This is a genomic window from Sphingomonas sp. NCPPB 2930 (assembly GCF_042867205.1).
Taxonomy (GTDB): Bacteria; Pseudomonadota; Alphaproteobacteria; order Sphingomonadales; family Sphingomonadaceae; genus Sphingomonas.
Genome location: NZ_JBHZQU010000003.1, coordinates 113,657 through 135,820 on the forward strand (window position 1 = coordinate 113,657; position 22,164 = coordinate 135,820).

At 67.0% G+C, this 22,164-nt stretch carries 16 protein-coding genes; 13 read left to right on the top strand and 3 right to left on the bottom strand.

Going from position 1 to position 22,164, the window contains the following annotated elements; all coding sequences use genetic code 11:
• Positions 1-10: 10 nt before the first annotated feature.
• Entirely contained in the window at positions 11-2,554 is a 2,544-nt protein-coding gene (locus tag ACFX59_RS05645; protein WP_387430454.1) for a TonB-dependent receptor, read from the bottom strand.
• 156 nt (positions 2,555-2,710) lie between these two features.
• Here ACFX59_RS05645 and ACFX59_RS05650 point away from each other — a divergent pair, with 156 nt between their 5' ends.
• The 6 genes from ACFX59_RS05650 to ACFX59_RS05675 all read left to right on the top strand — a co-directional run bounded on the left by ACFX59_RS05650 (position 2,711) and on the right by ACFX59_RS05675 (position 10,661).
• The gene (locus ACFX59_RS05650; protein WP_387430456.1) at positions 2,711-3,292 is read left to right on the top strand and encodes an FKBP-type peptidyl-prolyl cis-trans isomerase; all 582 of its coding nucleotides are present in this window, start codon (positions 2,711-2,713) and stop codon (positions 3,290-3,292) included.
• A 242-nt stretch (positions 3,293-3,534) separates the two neighbouring features.
• Positions 3,535-4,050, top strand: a complete 516-nt coding sequence (locus ACFX59_RS05655) for an RNA polymerase sigma factor (protein ID WP_387430458.1) — start codon at positions 3,535-3,537, stop codon at positions 4,048-4,050.
• A 65-nt stretch (positions 4,051-4,115) separates the two neighbouring features.
• Complete coding sequence (locus ACFX59_RS05660) at positions 4,116-5,063, top strand: FecR family protein (protein ID WP_387430460.1); 948 nt, start codon at positions 4,116-4,118, stop codon at positions 5,061-5,063.
• Between the two features lie 117 nt (positions 5,064-5,180).
• Positions 5,181-8,246: a TonB-dependent receptor domain-containing protein gene (locus ACFX59_RS05665; RefSeq protein ID WP_387430463.1), complete on the top strand. Its 3,066-nt coding sequence runs from the start codon at positions 5,181-5,183 to the stop codon at positions 8,244-8,246.
• 113 nt (positions 8,247-8,359) lie between these two features.
• Complete coding sequence (locus ACFX59_RS05670) at positions 8,360-9,130, top strand: Slam-dependent surface lipoprotein (RefSeq protein ID WP_387430465.1); 771 nt, start codon at positions 8,360-8,362, stop codon at positions 9,128-9,130.
• Positions 9,131-9,188: 58 nt separating this feature from the next.
• Positions 9,189-10,661 carry a surface lipoprotein assembly modifier gene (locus tag ACFX59_RS05675; protein ID WP_387430467.1) on the top strand — a complete coding sequence of 491 codons (1,473 nt, stop codon included), beginning with the start codon at positions 9,189-9,191 and terminating at the stop codon, positions 10,659-10,661.
• 21 nt (positions 10,662-10,682) lie between these two features.
• Here the strand turns inward: ACFX59_RS05675 and ACFX59_RS05680 are convergent, their stop codons facing one another.
• The gene (locus tag ACFX59_RS05680; RefSeq protein WP_387430469.1) at positions 10,683-10,985 is read right to left on the bottom strand and encodes a hypothetical protein; all 303 of its coding nucleotides are present in this window, start codon (positions 10,983-10,985) and stop codon (positions 10,683-10,685) included.
• 46 nt (positions 10,986-11,031) lie between these two features.
• Here ACFX59_RS05680 and ACFX59_RS05685 point away from each other — a divergent pair, with 46 nt between their 5' ends.
• From ACFX59_RS05685 to ACFX59_RS05715, 7 genes are all read left to right on the top strand, one after another.
• Positions 11,032-11,403, top strand: a complete 372-nt coding sequence (locus ACFX59_RS05685) for an energy transducer TonB (protein WP_354293847.1) — start codon at positions 11,032-11,034, stop codon at positions 11,401-11,403.
• A 346-nt stretch (positions 11,404-11,749) separates the two neighbouring features.
• A complete protein-coding gene (locus ACFX59_RS05690) occupies positions 11,750-14,191 on the top strand; it encodes a TonB-dependent receptor (protein ID WP_387430471.1) in 2,442 nt (813 codons plus the stop codon).
• Between the two features lie 11 nt (positions 14,192-14,202).
• Positions 14,203-15,621: an MFS transporter gene (locus ACFX59_RS05695; RefSeq protein ID WP_387430473.1), complete on the top strand. Its 1,419-nt coding sequence runs from the start codon at positions 14,203-14,205 to the stop codon at positions 15,619-15,621.
• 13 nt (positions 15,622-15,634) lie between these two features.
• Positions 15,635-16,570 carry a TauD/TfdA dioxygenase family protein gene (locus ACFX59_RS05700; protein ID WP_387430475.1) on the top strand — a complete coding sequence of 312 codons (936 nt, stop codon included), beginning with the start codon at positions 15,635-15,637 and terminating at the stop codon, positions 16,568-16,570.
• A gap of 171 nt (positions 16,571-16,741) precedes the next feature.
• Positions 16,742-17,482 (top strand): ABC transporter ATP-binding protein, encoded by a 741-nt coding sequence (locus ACFX59_RS05705; RefSeq protein WP_387430477.1) that lies wholly within the window; start codon positions 16,742-16,744, stop codon positions 17,480-17,482.
• Complete coding sequence (locus ACFX59_RS05710; protein ID WP_387430479.1) at positions 17,479-18,918, top strand: DUF3526 domain-containing protein; 1,440 nt, start codon at positions 17,479-17,481, stop codon at positions 18,916-18,918. The genes ACFX59_RS05705 and ACFX59_RS05710 overlap by 4 nt, the downstream gene beginning before the upstream one ends.
• Entirely contained in the window at positions 18,915-20,177 is a 1,263-nt protein-coding gene (locus ACFX59_RS05715; protein ID WP_387430482.1) for a DUF3526 domain-containing protein, read from the top strand. Before ACFX59_RS05710 ends, ACFX59_RS05715 begins: the two co-directional genes overlap by 4 nt.
• 3 nt (positions 20,178-20,180) lie before the next feature.
• Here the strand turns inward: ACFX59_RS05715 and ACFX59_RS05720 are convergent, their stop codons facing one another.
• Positions 20,181-21,941, bottom strand: a complete 1,761-nt coding sequence (locus tag ACFX59_RS05720; RefSeq protein WP_387430484.1) for a M14 family metallopeptidase — start codon at positions 21,939-21,941, stop codon at positions 20,181-20,183.
• Positions 21,942-22,164 lie beyond the last annotated feature (223 nt).

Below are 22,164 nucleotides of genomic sequence, written 5' to 3' on the forward strand. Positions count from 1 at the left end.
CGATCCGCCGTCAGAACTCGAAATGCATGCTGGCGATCACCGTGCGCGGATTGCCGAAGTTGAAATAGCCGCCCCTGCTGGCCACCGTTCCCAGGTTCGAGAAATAGGCCTTGTCGAGAAGGTTGACGATGTTGAACTGGAGATAGGTCTTCTTCAGGCCGATCCACTCCATCCCGATCTGCGCGTCGAGATCGACCAGCGTATAGCCCGCCACCTTCACGTCGTTGACATCGGTCACGAAGCGGTCGCCGACATGCTTGGCGGACAGACCGACCACGCCGAAGGGCAGATTGACCTGCGCGCGGCCGCCATATTGCCAGTTCGGCGTATCGACCAGTGACTTGCCCTTGGTCGCGATCGCCACCTGCCCCGTGGCGGCGTTGATGACATCGTCCTTCAGCTTGGCCGTCATGTAGGAGGCAAAGCCATAGAGGGACAGCCAGCGCGCCGGACTGACCGACAGCGAGGCATCGATACCCTTGCTGTCGACCCCGCCGACATTGCGGCTGGCGCTGATCGTGCCGCCGCCCTCGACCGGCGTGGTCACGTTGACGATGCGGTTGTCGTAGCGGATGTACCAGCCGCCCAGCTGGGCCTGGGCGATGCCCATCGTATAGCGAAGGCCCAGATCGTAGGAATCGGTGCGTTCGGGCTTCACCTCGTCTCCGCCCAGCCGGATGACCTTGTCGTCATAGGCATAGACATCGGTGCTGGGTGCCGAAAAGCCCTTGGTGTAGCTGGTGAACAGGCTGACCGCCGGCGTCATCTGCCAGGTCAGACCGATATTGGGCAGCAGTGCGCGATATTCCTTGATCCGCCCCGTATAGGGCGGCGCGAAACCTTTGGTGCGGCTGTCCGCCTGGACCTGCGCCTGCGTCTGCGAGGTGCAATAGGCTTCGCTGCCGCTGCCCGGAATGGTGTAGCAGGCATTGTTCATGTTGCGCCGGAACAGCGCCGCGCGAAGGCCGAGGGTGAAGGACAGCGAGTCGTCGAACGGCTTGCCGCGATATTCGCCCGACAGCTGATGCAGTATCGAATAGGTCAGGCGGTTGCGCTTGTTGAGCACATGGCCCGCCGCATCCAGCATGGCATGGGGATTGCTCGCATCGCTGGTGCCGAACGGCAGCCACGGCGTACCGTCCGCGCGCAGATAGCTTGCCTCGCCCGTCTGCGTCGTCCGCGCCCGATCCCAGGTATAGGCCAGGCGCAACAGATTGCTCGGATCGATATCGTAGCGAAGCCCGGCAATCGCGATCAGGCGATGGGTCTGGGTGTTCGACGGATAATAGGCGCGGACATAGTCGAGCATGTCGCCATCGCCATTCAGGTCGCGCCCCGAGGCGACACCGCCGCCTACGCGGCCATATTGGTTGCCATTGGCCCCCTTCTGCCCGGCATTGGCGTCGCTCTCGGCGAACACGGTCGAGCCGCCGCCATTGGCACGGGTAAAGGCATAGCCGCCATCCATCGAGAAGGTCAGCCGATCGGACAGGGTGAGCAGGCTGTTGAAGCGGAGGTTGCCCGTATCGACGGGGTTCAGACCCGTCTGACGGGTATTGGTGCAGCTCGAACGGTCGTCCTGCACCGTGCCCTTCGCGGCCTGCATCTGGGACGGCAGCGCGCAGGTGGTGCTGTTCAGATAGCTGTTGCTCTGGTCGGCGAACAGCTTGTCGAACTGCGCCCGCGTCGGATCGACGCGAACCGGGCCGTTCGCCGACGATGCATAGGGATTGCCCAGCACGTTGTTGAGGTTGGCGAGCGACGGCGTGCCATATCCGAAATTGCGATGCTGGTAGAAGAAGCCCGCCAGCGACACGAAATCGTTGCCGCCCAACGGCTGGTAGATCCGGGCGTTATACTGGGCCTTGCGCACCTTGGAATAGCGGTAGAGGTCATAGCTCTGGCTGCTGGCGGAGAACCAGGCACGGGTGCCGCTGGCGGTCAGGTCGCCGGTGTTGAGCAGCCCGAAGACGCGGTTCATGTTGCCGCCGCCATGCGAATAGACCGCCGTCGCGCTCAGCGTCTCGGTCGGGAGGATGGTGCGATAATTGACCGTACCGCCCGCCGCGCTGGCGGTCGGCGAGTCGACGTCGGTCGACCCGAAATTGACGTTGACCGATTGCACCAGTTCGGGATCGATCTGCTGGCTGGAATAGATCGCATAATTGCCCGCGTCGTTCAGCGGCAGGCCATCGAAGGTGAAGGCGATGCGGCTGGCATCGAAGCCGCGGATGCGAATGCCGCCGCCATTGCCGCCATAGGGATCGCCCGCATTGTAGTTGACGCCGGGCACGAGGTTGATCGCATTGAAGATCGACTGACCGGGGACGGTATGCTCGATATAGTCCTGCGTGACGATCGCGCGCGCCTTGGGCGAATTGGGCAGGTCCATCACCACCGGCTTGCGAGCGCGTTCGCCCACCACGACGACATCCTGCTCCGCCTTGTCTTCGGCGGCGATCGTGCCCGCCGTCTGGGCAAACACCATTTGCGGAAGCATGGCGCACAGGCACACGCCACCGATACCAGCAAGGCCGGTCCAGTTCTTGATCACATATTCCTCCACGGGAGATTTGGAAGAAGGCCGCCCTATGACCGAGGTTTTTCATTAGTGTGACAATGTTCATGTGTAATGATGATAAATGCAGTAGCGGCGCGGCGGGGCCCAGCCGCTTGATCTGTCGGCCAAAGCGCGACTAGGGCATGCGCCATGACCATTTCCCGCCGCGCGCTGCGCCGCTTCGCCATCGCGATCGCCCTTCCCGCCCTGACGGTGCCATTCTCCGCAGGCGCGACCGCGCAGGGCGTGAAGACGCGGCCTTCTTCGCCCCCGGCGACGGCAAATGGCGGCATCATCCCCCTTCCGCTGAATCCCATCGTACCGCCCGCCCAGCGTGCCTGCACCTCGCGGACGCCGTCCGGGCTGGGCTATACGGTCTTGCGTCCTGGCACGGGTGCGATGCCCGGTGCGGACGCGACCGCGCTGGTCAACTATGTCGGCTATCTGGCCGCGACGGGCGTGGTGTTCGACCAGGCGATGCAGTCGGTCATGCCGGTGGGCGAGGTCATCCCCGGCTTCTCGCAAGGACTGCAAATGGTCGGTCGGGGCGGCATCCTGCGCCTCTGCATTCCGGCCGCCCTGGGTTACGGCGCGCAGGCCTCCGGCCCTATTCCGGCCAATGCGGATCTGGTCTTCCAGGTCGAAATGCTGGACTTCAAGACCGCCGCCGAGATCGCCGAACTCCGCCGTGCTGCGGCGGCTCCCGAGAAGCCTGCGACGCCCCAACCCTGAGCGCGACATATCGAGGAGCCTGCGCGCTCCCGGCAGCCAATGTCATCATATGCGATTGACTCGCATTAGCTAATTTGGCAACGGCCCCGGATGGCCAGATACGGCACCGATGGTTCCGGGCCAAGGCTGGCGGGAGCGACGGGCATGCGAAGGATCGAGCGACTGTCGTCTGTGGCGCGGTCTGCCTTGTCCGTCGCTGCGGCAGAATATGCCGCCTTCGGGCTGGCGGCATGGCCCGCGCCATGACAGTCCTGCCGCCACTGGCCACGCTGTTCGCCGACCAGCGGCGACGGCTGATCGCAGAGGCCTCGCGTGTGACAGGCGACCCCGATTCCGCAGAGGATGTCGTGCAAGAGGCATGGCTGAAACTGGCGCAGCGGGGTCCGGAGCGGCCGGTCGGCGAACCGATGGGGTATATCCGACGCGTGGTCCGCAATCTGGCGATCGATGCCTATCGTCAGCGGCGACGGCAGGAACGGATCATGCCGCCGGATCTCGACGGCGAAAGCGACCGGGTAGCGGCTGCGGCGGCCGATGCGGAGCAGGCCGCGATCGCCGCCCAGCAACTCGCCATCGTCGCCGCCGAACTGCGCCGGATGACCCCGCCCATGCGCCGGGCGGTGGAGATGCATCGCCTGTCGGGGGCACCGTTGCGCGAGATCGCCGCAGAACTGGGCGTGTCGATCACGACGGCCCATTCGCTGGTCATAGAGGGCGTGGCGCGCTGTCGCCGCGCGCTTCACCCAGCGACGAATTAGTCTGCCGGGGCGAAAAAATCGCGGCCCCGTTCGTCCTCGGAGAGAAGGAAGAGGCTGAAGCCATTGTGAGCAAGGACGAGGGCGAGACATGTCACCAGCGCGAGGCGCTGGAATGGATGATCAGGTTGCAGGAGCAACCGGATGATGCCGCCTTGCACGGCCGGTTTCGGCTCTGGCGCGAGACACCGGCGCATGATGCGGCGTGGAGCCAACTCGACCATGTCAGCGCCCTGATCCGGCAGCTTCCATCATCGGACGGCGTGGCGAGGCTTCCCGCCGTATCCGATCGGCGATGGCGACGCGCAGGCCGGACCGTCCTGGTCCCGTTCGCGCTGGCCGCCAGCTTTACCGCCCTTTTTATCGGCCGCGACCTTTTGCCGATCACGCCAGCGGCGACGACGACGCGGACCGGCGAGGTCCGGACGATGACGCTCGCCGACGGCAGCCGCGTCACCCTGGCGCCGCGCAGCGCCATGACGTTCGACGGCGCCCGCCATGCACGCCTGTTGCGCGGAAGCGCCTATTTTCAGGTTCGCCATGATGACGACCATCCGTTCCGGGTCGTCGCGGGCGATGCGGTCGCCACGGATCTGGGAACCGCCTTCGAGGTCGCCATGGAAGACGCCACGACGCATATCGCCGTTCGCGAGGGAGCCGTCGGCGTATCCTGTGCCGGGGGCTGGAAGGATCCCCTCCCCTTGCGGCCCGGCCAGACCGAAGACCTCGACTGCGCATCGGGCGCCCGGCACCGGGGCGAGACGCCGCCCTCCCGTGTCGCCGCCTGGGCGACGGGAAGGCTCGTCATGATCGATCGCCCCTTGGCAGCGGCGATCGCGGCGTTGCGGCCATGGCATCAGGGATGGCTGATCGCCCGCGGCCCCGGCATGGCGCGCCATGTGACCGGCGTTTACGATCTGCGCCATTCCGACCGCGCCCTCGCCGCGATGCGCCAGGCTCACGGCCTGTCCATCACCCGGATCACGCCGTGGATCACCATCGTCCACGCCGATTGAACGGCGAACCCCAAAAAAATTTTGAAACCGCCCGAAAATCCGAGCCGCCCAAACGTCCAACTCATGAATGCGAACAATACGCATTAGCATTTACGGCGTGTGACAATGGGGGACTATGTGAAGAGCGGACGGATCGGTTTTCGATGGAAGCGGCTGGGCATCGGCTTGATGCTGACGGCCTCGACGATGGGGGTCATGGCTGCACCGCTGGCGGCTCAGGGGCGGCCGGACGAAATCAGCCTTGCCATCCCCGCACAACCGCTGGCCGACGCGCTGGCCCTGTTCGCCCAGCAGGCACAGGTGCAGTTGAGCGTCGATGCGGGCCTGCTCGCCGGGCTGCGGTCACGCGGGGCGTCGGGCCGCATGGACCGCGCCCGGGCGCTGGACCATCTGCTCGCCGGGACCGAACTCGACTGGCAGCTGTCGAACGGGGTGCTGACGCTCCGGCGTCGCCCGGCGCGGGCTTCAGGCGGCACGCAGGCCCCGGTGATCACCGACGCCCTGCGCGTCGAGGGAGACGATGCCCCCCGCAATGTCGCGGCAACGCGCGCCGAGCGGGGCCATGACGCGGTCTTCGACGCCGATTTCTCCAGCGGTTACAAGGACCGGGCGGAGATCGAACGCTATAAGGGCGTCACCACCTCCGACCTGCTGAGCGGCATGGTCAATGTCTTGAGCGGCGATGCGCGCAACAGCGGCGCGCTCGACCCCAGCATTCGCGGTATCCAGGGGCCCGGCCGCGTGCCCGTCGTGATCGATGGGACCGAACAGGCGCTGACTGTCTGGCGTGGCTATAACGGCGCGAGCAACCGGGCCTATGTCGATCCCAGCCTGATCTCCGGGCTTCAGGTGCTGCGCGGGCCGACCGATCGGGGCAATATCCGAAGCTCGACCGGCGGTACGGTCGTCATCAACACGCTGGACGCGGACGACGTGCTGCGTCCGGGCCGGACCTTCGGCCTCGACGTGCGGCTAGAGGGCGGCAACAACGCGACCGACCCGCGCCTGCCGACGCTGCTGACCGGGCGCGACTATCGCACCGTGCCCGGCTTCCCGCAAAACTCGCCCAGCTTCGCGCTGCGCGACCCCTCGCTGCTGATCGTGCCGCGCACCCGCGATGACAATCGCTTCTTCTCGCTGGGGGACCGCGCCGTGCGGGTTGCGGCGGCGTTGCGGATCGAGGGGCTCGACCTGTTCGGGGCCTATGCCTATCGCGAGCGGGGCAACTACTTCTCCGGGACGAGCGATCCGGATTATTACCGGCAGACGCAACTCCCCTCCAGCAATCTCAATCGAATCCGCCGCATGGCGCTGGGCTTCGCGCCGGGCGATGAGGTGCCCAACACCTCCAGCGATCTGGAGTCCGTGCTGCTCAAGGCGACCTGGCACATCGCCGACGACCAGTATCTGCTGGTCAGCCTGCGCGACAGCGTGACGCGATATGGCGAGATCATGCCGTCGCGCATCCTGATCGATACCGGCAATGCGCAATGGCCGCTCAGCAAGGTGCATGCCCGCGCCTATAATGCCGAATATAAGTGGCAGCCGGAGAGCCGCTGGATCGACCTGAAGGCCAATCTCTGGGCCACCGACACGACCAGCGACACCTATAATTCCGGCGGCATGCCCAATTTCGCGACCTTCGCCCGGCCGATCCTGGTCGACAATGCCCGCGCCAATGCGATCAACAACCGCTATGGCGTGAACGCCGCCAACACGGTCCGGTTGGGGTCGACCTTCGACCTGACGCTGAGCGGCAATTGGCAGCATGAGAAACTGGCGTCGCGCGACGTCTATGATCCGGCGCGCTTCCAGGGATGGCGGCAATTCCCGCGCGCGGGCCGACGCGAGGAGTTCCTGGTCCGGCTGGACGGCGAATGGCGGCCCGCCAGCTTCCTGAAGCTGAACGCAGGCGTCAGCTATGCCGGTTATTGGGCGGTGGACGATTTCGCGCGCAGCCAGATCGCCAAGGGCAATGCCAACCTGAATTCCACCGTCTATCGCGGCTATAATTCGTTCTTCAACGTAAAGGGCACCGGCGCCGATTTCGCCAAGCGCTACTGGCGCAGCCTGTTGACCGATGTCGATCCCAAGGAGGTCGACGCGCTGATCGCCGAGCTGCTGCCCGAATATCTCGCCAATCCCTATGAGGTCGCGTTCGAGGAACAAGGGCCGACCTGGAGCCCAGATGCCCAGGGACGCTATGCCCGGAACGGCAATCCCTGTCTCAACGGTGCGATCAACCAGATCGCGGGCAATGACGGGACGTGCCGTCTCCAGACCATCGTCGCCACGGTGCCGATCACCGCGCCGCGCCGTTCGGCGCGCCGCTGGGCGCCCAGCCTGTCGGCCACCGTCTATGCCGACGAACAGACCCGCGCCTATGCCCGCTATATCGAGACGTGGCGCTTCCCCAGCATGTTCGAGAGCACGCTGGGCTTCTCCGCCTCGTTTAACCCGCTGGCACCGCTCCAGCCCGAACACGCCAGGCTGTACGAGATCGGCCTGGTGCGCGACCTGCGCCGCCTGTTCCATCTGAATGGCGAGGATCAGCGCGCCGACGTCAAGCTGACCTTCTATCGCAACCATATCTCCAACGTGGTCGAACGGTCCACCAACCTCCAGTTCAGCAACATCCAGGAACAGACGATCGCGGGGATCGAGGCCGAAGCGCGGATTGATACCGGCGGCTTCTATACGCAGCTGGGCGCGGTCTTCATGACCACCAACCAGGTGTGCGACGAAAGCGCCGCCGCGCTTGCCGACAAGAAGAATGGCAGCGTCCCCAACTGCGTCAAATATGGCTTTCCCGACGGTTTCCTGCTGACCCAGGCGACGCCCGAGCAGACGGTGAACTGGACGATGGGCGGCCGCTTCTTCGACAAGCGGCTCGAGCTTGGCGGGCGGCTGACCTATTACAGCCGCTACAACAATCCCTTCTTCGAAAAGATCGCGAACCTGCCGCGCGCGCAGCAGATCGACGTCTATTCGCTCAACGTGCCGTTCAGCTGGGGCGCGATCATCACCGCCGACGCCTATGTCCGCTACAATCTGAACAACCGTTTCTCGGCCGAGCTGGTCGGGACCAACCTCAACGATCGTTATTATGCCGACCCGCTGACCCGTTCGCTGATGCCCGCACCGGGGCGCACCGTCCGGTTGAGCCTGACGGGCCGCTTCTGACGATCCCGCCATTCGACCCCGCCGCCCTCGTCCTTCCTGAAAGCCGGACGAGCGGCGGGGCCGGATCGATGCGCCCGAAGCGATCGGGCGCACACAACCGCAGGAGCAATAGCATGACCTCCATCCAGATGAAGACCATCCTTCTCGCCGGCCTCGCCACCGTCCTGGCCAGCGGCGCGGCGCAGGCGCAGTTCGCCGGGGGATCGAGCGACACCAGCAAGGTGACCGTGGGCGAAAGCGACGTGAATGGCGGCCCGCATGTCGCCGGCCGGGCGGGCATCGGCGTGCCGGGGACCAATGGACGTCGCGTCGATTTCCAGGGGCTGAGCCTCTATGCGGCCCCCGATCTCAACGGCGTGCGCCATCTCAACATGGCGAGCAGCGATACCGCCGATCATAGCAGCTATGGCGATTTCCGCTTTGCCCGTGTCGGCTCGGCGGACCTGTGGTTCGGCGAATGGTCGCAGACGGGCAATGCCTCGGCGGGGGATCACACCGTCTATTATGTCGGCAACACCAGCGGCACGACCGTCCCGACCAGCGGCACCGCGACCTACACGGTCAAGGGGATCGGCGACTATGGCAACAAGGGCGCGCTGACCGGCACCCTGACCGCCAATTTCGGCTCGGGCACGTCGGGTACGCTGCGTGGCAGCCTGTCCAACGCGTCGACCGGCGCGGGGGTCGATATCGGCACGGCGCGGATCATCGGGGCCAGCTTCTCGGGCAACGGGGGCGTGGCGACCCACTCGGGCACAACGGTTGCGTCGGGCGGCGCGGTGAGCGGTCGCTTCTTCGGCGCCGATGCGGCGGCACTGGCCGGGACCGTCAAGTTCGACGGCGCGCGCCAGCATGACACCGCCTTCGGCGGCACGAAGAACTGACGCAAGGGTCGGGGTTCCTGTCTCTCCCTTGCGGGAGCCCCGGCTTCGCCGAGCTCTTATGCGCCATATCCTCCTTCTCGGGTTCCTTTCGCTGTCGGCGTTCCTGTCGTCGGGCACCGTCCATGCCCAGACCGCGCGCAGCGAAGACGATCGCCTTCGCCTCGACCCCGGCATCGACCGCCGCCCCACCGCCCGCGAACGCGCGGCCATCGAGGCGAGCGATCGGCCGACCAGCATCACCATCGATGGTCAGACCTACAGCGTCGCCAACAATCCCGACGATCTGGGCCGCGCGCTATACCTGTCGGTCGCGCGCAGGCAATGGTCCGATGTCCGCCGTTTCCTGCCCGCCTATCTGGCGCTCGCCAATCCCGATCCGATGCTCGTCGCCTGGGCGCGGGGCGGACTGGCGCGCAGCGAGGGGCGGCTGGGCGAGGCCGAACGGGCCTATCGCGCGCTGCTGGCCATCCAGCCCGACTTCCTGCCCGGTCGGCTGGAACTCGGTCGCGTCCTGTTCGAGAACCGCAAGGACCGCGAAGCCCGCACGCTGTTCCGCGACATTCGGGCCGATCTCGCCGATCAGGGCGAGCGCGCCGCCGGGGTCCGCCGCTCGGTCGACACCTTTCTCTCGGTGCTGGACCGCCGACGCGGCTGGCAGGGGATGATCGCGATGGGGCCGGGTTACAGCAGCAACCTGAACCAGACCTCGGCCAGCCAGACCTGCCTGCTGATCGGCCAGGACGGCCGCTGCCTGATCGACCGGACCCTGCCACCGGCCATCGCCTCGGTCGGCGTCAATGTCGAGGGCAATGCCAGCCGCCGGATACCGCTTGGCGGACATGGTGGGCTGCTCGCCCGCGCCTTTCTCTATGGCGACATCTGGCCGGGCCATGGCACCTATGACCAAGCGATGCTGAGCGCGCAGATCGGCTATGATCATCAGACCGCGCGATATAGCCTGACCCTGTCGCCGACCTTCGACCTTGCAGGGTTCGGCCATCGCCTGCTCTACGCCGCGCCGGGCCTTCGCGCCGAGGCGATGGTCAGCCCGTCGCCAAGCACCGCGATCCGTGTCGAGCTGGCGCGGCGGCAGTTCGATTACCACGGTGGCCATGACGATCTGGACGGCGCCTTGACCGAAGCCAATGCCACCTTCTGGCTATCGCTTCGCGGCGGATGGACGCTGTTCGGCGGGGTGGAGGGCGGCGACAAGCAGGCCGCCGCCCGCGCCAATGCCTATCGCCATGTCGGTGCGCGGATGGGCATGGCGCACGGCTTTTCGGATTGGGCGGACCTGACGCTGATCGGCTCCGTCCGCCAGCGGGATCATCGGGGCTATAGCGATCTGCTGGGCGCGGTGCGTCATGACCGCGAGACGAACCTGACCGCCGTGCTGCGCCTGCCCAGGCTGCGCCTCGCCGGGCTGACCCCGAATATCCTCCTTCAGCACAACCGGGTGACGAGCAATGTCGACTGGCTCTATTCCTTCCGCCGCACCGCTGCGAGCATCAGGCTGGAACATGGCTTTTAGCGGCGGACGAGACCGAAGCGGCTACCGCCAGCCCGTCCAGGCGCGGGCATTCGGCACGGCGGCGCTCTTGGTCAGCATGACGGTCGGCGCGCTGCTGTTCAGCATTCGGTGGATCGCACCGCCAATCCCCTCGGTCGATGCCGGAGAGACGGCGGTGTTCCTCGCCCAGTCCATTCCACTCACGCCGGTCGTGGAGCCCAGCACCTCCCCCTCCCCGCCCCGGTTGCCGTCAAAGGCCACGCCACCGCCCGCGACGACCGATACAAGCGCGCCGACGCCGGCCGCCCCGATCTCCCCTGTCCCGATCTCTCCTGTCCACGCCATGCCCGCCTCGCCGCCTGCCCCCGCTTTCCAGCCTCAGGCAACGGGGATGGCGGCCCCGGTCGCAGGCCCCGCCATGCCCCCGGCATCCGCCCCGGCCACGCCCGCCAGCCCGACGTCATCGGCCAGCGCCGCCGCCGACTGGCGCGCCAGGCTGCTCGGCCATCTCAAGCGCTACCGACACTATCCCCGTCAGGCCGAGGCGGCGCGGCAGCAGGGCGTGGCTCGCATCGCGATCACGCTGCGCCGTTCCGGCGAGGTGACGGCGGTCGAGCTGATCCACGGCAGCGGCTTTCCGCTGCTCGATCAGGAAGCGTGCGCAACGGCCCGCCGCGCCTCCCCCGTGCCGCCCGTCGAGGATGGCATTCCCGGCGATCCCGTGACCGTCGAAGTCCCGATCGATTTCGCGCTTCGGCGCTGAGCCTCCCCGCCGTTTCTGCCGGTCGACGGAGGATCCGGGGCCGCCGCGATCGTCATAACCTGTCTCATGGAACCGGATAGCTCGCCTAGCTGACCGGCAATATATGCTTTTCTCGCAACTCCCATCGATTTGATAGGCTTTGACCCGTGGCGCCGAGTGGCGCCCGGTGAGGAGCCGTCCATGACCTCGAACCGCTGTCACGATCCGCCTGTGCTGCGGGCCAGTCGCGCCCGCTTCTAACCTCTGAACCATGATCGGGACCGGCAAGGGTTCGACGCCATCCGTGCGTCGGCGGCCGATGGCCCGCGCCTTGGTCCCATTGCCAGAACCATAAGAAAGCCAATCCATGAAAAGGGGATTTTCGGCGGCGATGACGCTCGTGTTGGAGCGCCGCTGCCTGTTGCTGGCCGCCACGGCTTTGATGCCGTCCAGTGCCGAAGCGCAAGTCGTTCTCGCCAGCCATGCCGTGCCCGCGAGCGGCGCCACCGAGAATGCCGAGCCCGAAGCCGCGCCTGATGGATCCGGCGACGTCGTCGTCACCGCCCGGCGGCGCGAGGAGCGGGCCCAGGACGTGCCGATCGCGCTCAGCGTCGTCGGTGCCGAGCAGCTCGGCCTGCGCGGCGATTACCGGCTCGACCAGGTGCAGCAACTGGTGCCGTCGCTTCAGGTCTTCAGCTTCAACCCGCGCAATACCAACATCAATATACGCGGGCTGGGCTCCAACGTCGCGCTGACCAATGACGGTCTGGAGAATGGCGTCGGCGTCTATATCGACAATGTCTATTACGGACGCGTCGGGCAGAGCCAGTTCGATCTCGTCGATCTCGACCGGGTCGAGGTGCTGCGCGGGCCGCAGGGCACGCTGTTCGGCAAGAACACCACCGCCGGCGCGATCAACATTTCCAGCCGCCTGCCGCAATTCCAATGGCATGCCGATGGCCAGGCCGATATCGGCAATTACGACTATCGACAGTTGCGCGGCTCGGTCACCGGCCCGCTGATCGACGGCCTGGCCGCCTTTCGTCTGAGCGCCGCCTATACCACGCGCGACGGTTTCCTCTACGACACGACCACCCGCCGCCGCGTCCATGATTATGAGAATGCGACGGTGCGCGGCCAGTTGCTGCTGACCCCGGCCCCGGCGCTGACCATCCGCATCATCGGCGACTGGGGGCAGCAGGACCAGTCCTGCTGCATCAACCTGCCGGTGCGGACCTTCGCGACCTATGACAATGGCAGGGCGATCGCGAACAGCTTCGAACAGCGGCTGGCGCGCTTTCCCAACTATACGCCGCTGCCGCTTGATCCCTTTGCCAGGCGGACCGATGCCAATTCGCCGTTCCAGGCCAATATGGACACCTGGGGCGTGTCGGGACAGGTCGATTACGATCTGGGCGGCGCCGCGCTGACGTCGATCACCGCGGCCCGGCAATGGAACTGGTTTCCGCGCAACGATGGCGACCTGACCGCGCTGTCGATCAACACGCAGGGGCATATCCTCAACTTCCAGCGCCAGTTCAGCCAGGAATTGCGGCTCGCCTCGACCGGTTCGCGCGCGGTCGACTGGGTGCTGGGCGTCTATTATTTCCAGCAGGTGGTGCGCGGCTATGGCCGCACCGAATTCGGGTCGGATGCCGCACTCGCCCTCTTCCCGACCGACGATCAGAGGGTGGCGAGCATCGCCACCAACGGCCTGCTGTCCGCCTACCGGTCCGATCCGCATACGAAGAGCGGCGCGGTCTTCGGCCAGGCGACCTGGCACATCACGCCCGCGCTGAGCCTGACCGGCGGCCTTCGCTACACCCATGAGGAGAAATGGGGCAGCTATGCCAATGATCGCCTCTTCGCGCAGCCGACCACCGGGCTGACCGCAGCGCAGGTCGCGCGCGTCGCCGCGATCCGCAACGCGCTGGTTCCGAACCAGGCCTTTTCGGTCGACACCGACGACGACAGCGTCTCCGGACTGGCGACGCTGGGCTGGAAGCCGGGCGAGGACGTGCTGGTCTATGCCACCTATTCGCGCGGGGCGAAGTCGCCGGGGCTGAACCTCACCAATCTGCCCAGCGGCGTCGATCCCATCGTCAGGACCGAGACGGTCGACAATTTCGAGCTCGGGCTGAAGTCCCAGTTTCTCGACCGGCGCGTGACGCTGAACCTCGCCGCCTATCAGACCAATGTCACCGATTATCAGACGACGATCGTCCAGCAGGTGATCGGCACCAACACCTATATCAACTATATCGCCAATATCCCCAAGGTCCGCTCGCGCGGGTTCGAGGGCGATCTGGCGGTGCGCCCGGCCGACTGGCTGAGCCTGACCGGCTCGATCGCCTATACCGACGCCACCTATCGCGACTATCCCAACGGCCCGACCCCGGTGGAGGCGCTCAACCCGACCGCCGCCAGTCCCGGCGGCTCGCCCGCGCGCGACTTCACCGGCCAGCGGCTGGCGGGCGTGCCCAAATGGGCGGCCTCGGTCGGCGGCGATGTCACCCGTCCGATCGGCGGGGGTGCGGAGGCCTATCTGCACGGCGACTGGTCGTATCGCTCCTCCTATTACACCGTCGCCAGCAACAGCCGATACGGGTTGGTCCCCGGCTATGGCTTGGTCAATGCGCGCGCCGGGGTCCGGCTGGGCGAAGACGGCCGCTACGACCTGTCGGTCTGGGCGCGCAACCTGTTCGACAAAGACTATTTCCAGACCTTGAACGTCATCAATTACGGGCTCGTCTCCGCCATTCTGGGCGATCCGGGCACCTATGGCGCGACGCTCAAGGTCCGTTTCTGACGGAGACGGCGATGGCCAGCATTCCCCTGCCCGCAATCGAACGCGATCACCCCGCGCCCCGACCGGCGCCACCCCTTGCAGCACCGGGCCAGCGTTACGGTGCGGCACGGCTGAGCGCCTTCGGATCGCTAGAGGTTCCCGCCTGGGGTGCGGAGTTGGCAATCGCCCTCTTCGTCCCGCAAATCTATGCCAGCCACTACGGCATTCCCTTGGCCGCGCTCGGGATCATCCTGTTCCTGGTCCGCCTTTGGAGCGTCGTCACCGATCCGATCGTCGGTGCCCTGAGCGACCGCAGCCGCACCCGTTTCGGTCGCCGCAAACCCTGGATCGCGGGCGGCGGGCTCCTGTTCGGGCTGGCGTCCATCGCCCTCTTCTTCCCGCCGACGGCTCCCGGGCCACTCTATCTGGCGGCGACGCTGTTCGTGTACACCATCGGATGGACCATGATCGAGGTGCCGTCCTGGGCCTGGGCAGGCGAGGTGTCGGGCGACTATCACGAGCGCACCCGCATCATGACCTATCAACAGGTGCTGCGGTCGATCGGCCTGTTGCTGATCCTGGTCCTGCCGACGCTGATGGATCGAGGAAGCGCGGCTGCGCCGAACGCGAAGCTCCATGTATCGGGCGCCTTCGTCCTGGCGACGCTGTTGCCCACGCTCCTCCTGACCCTGTCCGCGCTGCCTGAGCCCACGCTGCCAAGCCAGTCGCATCACCGCATCGGATTCTGGCGGACGGCCACGATCGTCTTTCGCGACCGGCTGCTCCTGCGCGTGCTCGCCTCCGACCTGGCGGTGACCGCGGGCCAGTCGATCCGCGCCGGGCTGATCGCCTTCTTCTGCATCAGCTATATGGGCCTCGCGCAATGGGCGAGCGGCCTGTACCTGCTGCAATTCGTCTTCGGCGTCGTCGCCGGGCCGCTCTGGCTGGCGATCGGGCGGCGGCTGGGCAAGCGCGAAACGGCGATCACGGGCGAGCTGGTGCAGGCGGCGATCAATATCGGCCTGCTCGCGGTCTTTCCCGACACGCTGTGGCTGCTGGTCGCGCTGGCGGTGGCGCAGGGGCTGACCCAGGCCTCGGGCAACCTGATGCTGCGCGCGATGGTCGCGGACGTCGCCGATGCCCATGAACTGGCGACGGGGCACAACCGCACCGGCCTGTTCTTCTCCGTTTTCAGCCTGGCGTCCAAGGCGGGTCCCGCGATCGGCATCGGCCTCGCGCTCCCGCTCCTCGCCTGGGTGGGTTTCCGGCCCGGAGGGCATAGCGCGCCCGCCGCGCTGGAGGCCCTGAAATACGTCTTCGCGCTCGGCCCCGCCGCCGCGCACATCATCTCGGCTGCGCTGATCTGGCACTTCCCGCTCGACCAGACCCGCCACGCCGCGATCCGCCGCGCGCTCGACACCCGCGCGGCCTCCGTTCCCGTCGAAGCCTGAAGGAGTGTGTGACATGACCGTGATCCAACACCAGTTCGATAACGCCGCCGACGCGCAGAGCCCGCTCGACATCGTGCCCGTGGCCGGGCGGATCGGCGCGGAGATCCGGGGCGTCGCCCTGTCGGGCGACCTGGACGACCTGACCGTCGATGCGATCAAGCGGGCGCTCGGCCGCCACAAGGTGATCTTCTTCCGCGGCCAGACCCAGCTGGACGACGAAGCGCACGAGGCCTTTGCCGCCCGGCTCGGCGAGCCGCTGGCGCATCCGACCGTCCCGGTGGCGGAAGGATCGCGCTTCCTGCTCGAACTCAACTCGCGCGAGGGCGAAGCGGCGTCGCAATGGCATACCGACATCACCTTCCTGCCCGCCTTCCCCGCCGCGTCGATCCTGCGCGCGCTGGTGATCCCACCGGCGGGCGGCGACACGCTCTGGGCCAATGCCGTCGCCGCCTATGAGGGGCTGTCCGCCCCGCTCAAGGCCCTGGTCCACGACCTGCGCGCGATTCACACCAATGCCTATGACTATGCCACCGCCAGCCCCGAGGCATCGTCGGAGGCGATCCGCCGCCACCGCGAGATATTCGCCTCCACCGTCTATGAGACCGAGCATCCGGTGGTGCACGTCCACCCGGTGACCGGCGAGAAGGCGCTTCTGCTGGGCAATTTCGTCAAGAGCTTCGTCGGGCTGAGCCGTGACGATTCCAACCGTGTGTTCCAGATCCTTCAGGATCAGATCACCAAACCGGAAAACACCGTCCGATGGCGCTGGCAGCCGGGCGATGTGGCGATCTGGGACAATCGTGCGACCCAGCACCGCGCGATCGCGGACTTCGGCAGGCAGAAGCGCCACCTGCGCCGCGCGACGATCGCCGGATCGGTGCCGGTCGCGGTCGATGGCGGCTCCAGCCGCGCGCTGAAGCCCGAGCGACTGCTCGAAGCCGCCGAGTGATCCCTTCCGCCGGCATCCCCGCAACACGGGATGCCGGCGGCTCCTTGCCCGACGTTACCGACGGCATGGCCGCGCGCGCCAGGACGCGCTGCATGACCGATTTTTCATGATATATTGTCTCCGCGACGCGCATGGTGCAGAGGTGCCGGACATCCGAGCATCGAGGTATCCATGTCGCTCCCACCATCCGCCCCGATCCTGATCGAGGACCTGTCGGTCGCCTATGGCGATCATCGCGTTCTCGACGGGCTGTCCCTGGCCGTGGGATCGGGCAGCATCACCGCGTTGCTGGGCGGCAATGGCGCGGGCAAGTCGACCACCCTGTCCACGCTGCTGGGCTTTACGCGCGCGCAATCGGGGCGGATCGCGGTGTGCGGCGTAGATCCCGGCACGGCCCCCGACGCCGCGCGTCGCCACATCGCCTATCTGCCCGAGAATGTCGCACTCTACGAGCATCTCTCGGCCATCGAGAATGCCGATTACCTGCTGGCGCTCAGCGGCGAGCGGCAGGGGCGCGACGCGATCGTCGAGGCGCTGCGGGCCGCCGGGTTACAGGAGCGTGCCTGGGACCAGCGGCTGGGCGGTTTCTCCAAGGGCATGCGGCAGAAGGTGGCGATCGCCGTCGCGCTGCTCCGCGCCGTCCCCGTCCTGCTGCTCGACGAGCCGACCTCCGGGCTCGATCCGCGCGCCACGGCGGATTTCAATGCGCTGGTGTCCGCCGTGCGCGAACGCGGCACCGCCGTGCTGATGGTGACGCACGATCTGCTGAGCGCCGCCGACGTCGCCGACGAGATCGCCTTTCTGGAGGCCGGTCGGGTCACCCACCGGGTGACGGCGAGCGGGCCGGACCGGTTCGACGTGCGCGCGCTCCATGCCCGGTTCCAGGTGAGCGGGGAGCGGATCGCCGCATGAGGATCGTCCGCCTGATCGCGCGCGACGAGTTGCGGCTGATGTTGCGCAACCGTGTCGCCCTGATCGCCTTTGCGCTGATCGTGCTGCTGACGCTGGTGGCGGTCGCGAGCAGCTGGTCGCACCAGCGCGGCGTCGCCGAGCTGCGCCAGCGGCATCAGCATGAGGCCGAACACGCCTTCGACGCGCAGCCCGACCGGCATCCGCACCGGATGGTCCATTATGGCCATTTCATCTTTCGCCCGCTCAGCCCGCTCGCGGCATTCGATCCGGGTGTCGATGCCTTTACCGGCAACAGCATGTTCCTGGAAGGACATCGACAGAATACCGCGAATTTCGGCGATGTCCGGCAAAGCTCGCTGCTGATCCGCTTCGGCCAGCTCACCCCGGCCTTCGTGCTTCAGATCGTCGCCCCGCTGCTGCTGATCTTCCTGGGGTTCGGCAGTCTGGCGCGCGAAACCGAGCGCGGCACGCTGCGCCTGCTGATGTTGCAGGGGGCGTCGCGGCGACAGGTGGTGGCGGGCAAGCTGCTCGCGCTGGTCGCGCTGGCGTTGGCGGCCGCCGCACCGGCGATGCTCGGCCTGCTGGTCATCGCCGGACAGCCGGGCGCGCTGGGCCTGCCGATGCTGGTGATCGCGCTGGGTTATCTGCTCTATCTGGGGTTGTGGGTGGTGCTGATCCTGCTCGTCTCGGCCTGGGTCCGCCGCAGCCGCGATGCGTTGCTGGTGCTGGTCGCCTTGTGGGCCGTGACGACGGTGCTGCTGCCCCGCGCCGTGCCCGACCTGGCGAGCGGCACCGTGCCCTTGCAGAACCGCCTGCAGACCGATGTCGCCATCGGGCGCGACCTGCGCCGCATGGGGGACAGCCACAATCCCGACGATCCCCATTTCGTGCAATTCAAGCAGGCGCTGCTCGACCGCTACCATGTCAAGCGGGTCGAGGATCTGCCGATCAACTATAAGGGGCTGCTGGCGCTGGAGGGGGAGCGGCTGACCTCCGAACTGTTCGACCGCTATGCCGCGCAGAGCTTCGCCGCGCAGGCCCGGCAGAATGGACTGGTGAGCGCCGCCGGACTGTTCAGCCCCGCCATCGCGCTGCGCGGGCTGTCGATGGCGGCGGCCGGCACCGACTTCGCCGCGCATCGCCGGTTCCTCGAACAGGCCGAGGTCTATCGCTATGCGCTGGTCCAGCGGCTGAACCGGATGCAGGCCGAGGATGTCAGCTATGCCGACGATACCGCCACCGATGCGGGGGCCGACCGGCGCAAGCGGATCGGCGGCGCGCATTGGCGGGCGATCCCCGATTTCCATTTCGTCGCCCCCACCGACGCGACGCTGGCACGGGCCGCGCTGCCCGGCCTCGCCATATTGAGCCTGTGGCTGATCGCCGCCCTGGCCTTGCTGGGGCTGGCCACCCGCCGACTGGGAGCACGCCGATGACCTTGTGGCGGCACGAACTTCGCTTGTTGCTGCGCCAGCGGCTGAGCGTCCTTGCGCTGGTGCTGCTCGCGCTGTTGACCGTCGCCGCGCTGGGAACGGGCATGGCCGAGGTCGCTCGCCAGCGGGCCGCCATCGCCGCCATTCCGCCCGCCCAGGCCGAGGATATCGGCGCGGTCGCCGACTATGTCGTCCGGACCAAGGACGCCGGAAGCGCGGCCTATTACAGCTTTCACGCCACGTGGGACGCGCCCGCGCCGCTGGCTTTCGCGGCGCTGGGCATGCGCGACGTCGCGCCCTACATCCTGCGCGTTCGCGCGCTGGGGCTGGAAGCGCAGATCTATGACGGCGACACCTTCAACCCCGAGGTCGCCCTGCCCGGCCGGTTCGACTTCGCCTTCGTGCTGGTGTTCCTCGCCCCGCTGTTCGTGATCGCGCTGTTCCACGATCTGGTGTCGGGCGAGCGGGAGGCCGGGCGGCAGCGCATGCTCGACGCGTTGCCGCGCGGTGGTGCGGCGCTGTGGCGGCGGAGGACCGGGTTGCGCCTGATCCTGCTATGGGCCGCGCTCGGCCTGCCGTTCGCGGTGGCAGCGGCGGTCGAGGGGGTCGCGGTCGGCGTCGTCCTGCTCGTCCTGGGCGTGATCGTCGCCTATCTGCTGTTCTGGATCGGCCTGGCCGTACTGGTCGGGCAGTTGCGGTGGAGTTCGGTCGCCAATGCCGCGACGCTGGCCGCCGCCTGGCTTGTGCTGGTGCTGATCGTGCCGACCCTCGGCAATGTCGTCATCGATCGCGCCATTCCGGTCGGACAGGGTGCCGAGATCGCGCTCGCACAACGCGAGGTCGTCAACCATGCCTGGGACATCCCGCGCGAGGCGACGATGCGCCGCTTCTATGCCACGCATCCCGAATTGGCGGACTCCCCGCCGCTGGGGAGCGACTTCCACTATAAATGGTATCTTGCCTTCCACCAGAATGGCGACGAGAGCGTCGCGCCCAAGGTGCAGGCCTATCGCGCCGCGCTGGAACGGCGCGACCGGGCGGGCCGCGCCTTTGGCTGGGTACTGCCCTCGGTCGGGGTGCAGGCGCTGCTTACCCGGCTGGCGCGGACCGACCTGACCGCGCAGCTGGCCTATCAGGATCGCATCCGCGCCTTTCATGCCCGTCTGCGATCCTTCTATTACGGCTATGTCTTCTACGACCGGCCGTTCGGGCGGGACGAGTTTCGGCGCGCGCCACGGTTCGACGACCAGGCGGGAGGCTGAGCCTCAGTCCACCTCCCGCGCCACCGGATATTGCAGCACATGGGGATGCCCCGGCCCGGCCTGCGCATAGAGCCAGGCCAGCCGCGCATCGGGATCGGCGGCAAAGCCCGGCTCGTCCCGCAGCCTGGCCTCGAACACGGCCTTCACCTCGGGCTGGGTCGCCAGGACATGTTCGCCCAGCCTGGCGAGGACGAAGGCGTCCGTATCCGGCGCCGGTGCCAGCATCTCGGGGAAGAAGCCCCAGGCCAGGAAGGAATCCTGGCTCTCCGGCTCCAGCAGCGCGGCGGCGAGCAGGCCGAGCGGCTGGTCGGCGGGCACCCGCACGCTGCCCGCAGGCATGGCCTGTTCGGCCGGTCGATGCTCGAAGCGCGCGGTGATCGGATAGCGCCCCTCCTTGGGCTGCGTCACCTTGGGATCGATCAGCCGGACCCGATCGACCGTCAGCGTGCGGGGCGTGGCGATCGTCTCGAACGCGATGCCGTGCAGGCGCAGGCGGTCGATCACCTCGGTCTGCGCGGACGGCACCCACCAGGCTTTGGGCAGGCGGACCGTCTCGACCGGCTGCTGACCGATGATCGGCATGCGAAAGGAGATGGGCTTGCCCAGCCAGCGCTGCTCCCGGCGGCCCGAGGCGGGTGACAGATAGGTGTCGAACGCCACGCCCTTGAAATCCTCCACCCATCCGATCGGCGTGGGCGCAGGCTGCCAGCGGGTCAGGAGTTCGGCCGGGCGGCTGCCCCGGTCCTCGGCCTTGGCGGCGGCGATGCGGGCGGCATCGGTCCCGGCGATCCTCAGCGCCGCCTCCATCAGCACATAGGTGCCCAGCACCCGCCGACGATAGGGCTTCAGCATGTGGTTCTCGACCAGCACCGTCGGCATGCCGATGAAGTCGCCATAGCCCGTCGAATAGCGCGGCCCTTCGGGGCTGTAGCGTATGCCCTTGTCGGGCTGGCGTGTGTCGATGGGGCTGGGATAGATGGTCGGGACATGCCCTGCGGCCGTCAGCGCCTGCGACACGGCCGGACCGAAGCGGTTCTCCAACCACCCCGCCGTCGCACGATGCCGCGCATATTTGCCCCAGCCTGCATAGGTGAAGGTCACGTCATACTGCATGTCGAAGCCTTCGCTGACATGGCAGTCGATATAGAGGATCGGATCGAGCGCGCGGATCAGGCCGATCATCGCGCGCGACTCCGGCGCGTCAAGCTTGGCATAATCACGGTTGAGGTCGATATCGCGCGCATTCGCATCGCGGCCCTTTTCGGCCGGGCCGCGAATATGCGGATAGTTGTACGCGCTGCGCTGTTCGTGGCCGTCGATATTGTAGATCGGGACGAATACCAGATCGACGGTGTCGAGCAGGCTGTCCTTGCCGCGCAACGCGATGTCGCGCAACAGCATCAGCCCGGCATCCTTGCCGTCGATCTCGCCCGAATGGATGCCGCCCTGGATCAGCACGACCGGCTTGCCGGGCCCGCCCTTGCTGGCGCGGACATAGATCATCTCGCGCCCCTCGGTCGTGCGGCCGAAGCTCTGCACGGAAATCAACGGCGATGCCGCGTCGAGCCGTTCCAGCCATGCGCGAACCTCGGCATAGCGCGGCGTGGTGCGGAAGGCCGCGGCCTCGGCCGGGGTAATCCAGGGGTCGTCCGCCGGGACGATCAGCCGCTCGCTCGCGCCCTTCCACGGCATCGTCGGCGGCAGGATCCTGGCGGACAGATCGTCCGACCCGACCTGCTCCGCCAAAGCGGGAAGCGGCGTCATGGCGACCAGTCCAAGCAGGGCGCCCGCGCGCAGGGCATGAAGAATATCGAGGCGAGAGTGGTTCACGTTCACGGTCCTGTCGTCCGCCATCACCGATGGCGTGGAAGGCCGCCTGCTGGCGCATCCTGAACGATAAGACAATATATCGTTTCCTCAAGCATCCCGTTGGTCGGTCTGGCAAAACTCGGCTCAAGCAGGGAATGGCGATGCTTCGGCACGTTAT

Coding starts and splice junctions, on each gene's coding strand:
- ACFX59_RS05700 (WP_387430475.1), top strand. CDS start 15,635: ATGACCGTGATCCAACACCAGTTCGATAACGCCGCCGACGCGCAGAGC.
- ACFX59_RS05670 (WP_387430465.1), top strand. CDS start 8,360: ATGACCTCCATCCAGATGAAGACCATCCTTCTCGCCGGCCTCGCCACC.
- ACFX59_RS05680 (WP_387430469.1), bottom strand. CDS start 10,985: ATGGCGTGGACAGGAGAGATCGGGACAGGGGAGATCGGGGCGGCCGGC.
- ACFX59_RS05720 (WP_387430484.1), bottom strand. CDS start 21,941: ATGACGCCGCTTCCCGCTTTGGCGGAGCAGGTCGGGTCGGACGATCTG.
- ACFX59_RS05685 (WP_354293847.1), top strand. CDS start 11,032: ATGGCGGCCCCGGTCGCAGGCCCCGCCATGCCCCCGGCATCCGCCCCG.
- ACFX59_RS05675 (WP_387430467.1), top strand. CDS start 9,189: ATGCGCCATATCCTCCTTCTCGGGTTCCTTTCGCTGTCGGCGTTCCTG.
- ACFX59_RS05690 (WP_387430471.1), top strand. CDS start 11,750: ATGAAAAGGGGATTTTCGGCGGCGATGACGCTCGTGTTGGAGCGCCGC.
- ACFX59_RS05710 (WP_387430479.1), top strand. CDS start 17,479: ATGAGGATCGTCCGCCTGATCGCGCGCGACGAGTTGCGGCTGATGTTG.
- ACFX59_RS05655 (WP_387430458.1), top strand. CDS start 3,535: ATGACAGTCCTGCCGCCACTGGCCACGCTGTTCGCCGACCAGCGGCGA.
- ACFX59_RS05695 (WP_387430473.1), top strand. CDS start 14,203: ATGGCCAGCATTCCCCTGCCCGCAATCGAACGCGATCACCCCGCGCCC.
- ACFX59_RS05705 (WP_387430477.1), top strand. CDS start 16,742: ATGTCGCTCCCACCATCCGCCCCGATCCTGATCGAGGACCTGTCGGTC.
- ACFX59_RS05715 (WP_387430482.1), top strand. CDS start 18,915: ATGACCTTGTGGCGGCACGAACTTCGCTTGTTGCTGCGCCAGCGGCTG.
- ACFX59_RS05650 (WP_387430456.1), top strand. CDS start 2,711: ATGACCATTTCCCGCCGCGCGCTGCGCCGCTTCGCCATCGCGATCGCC.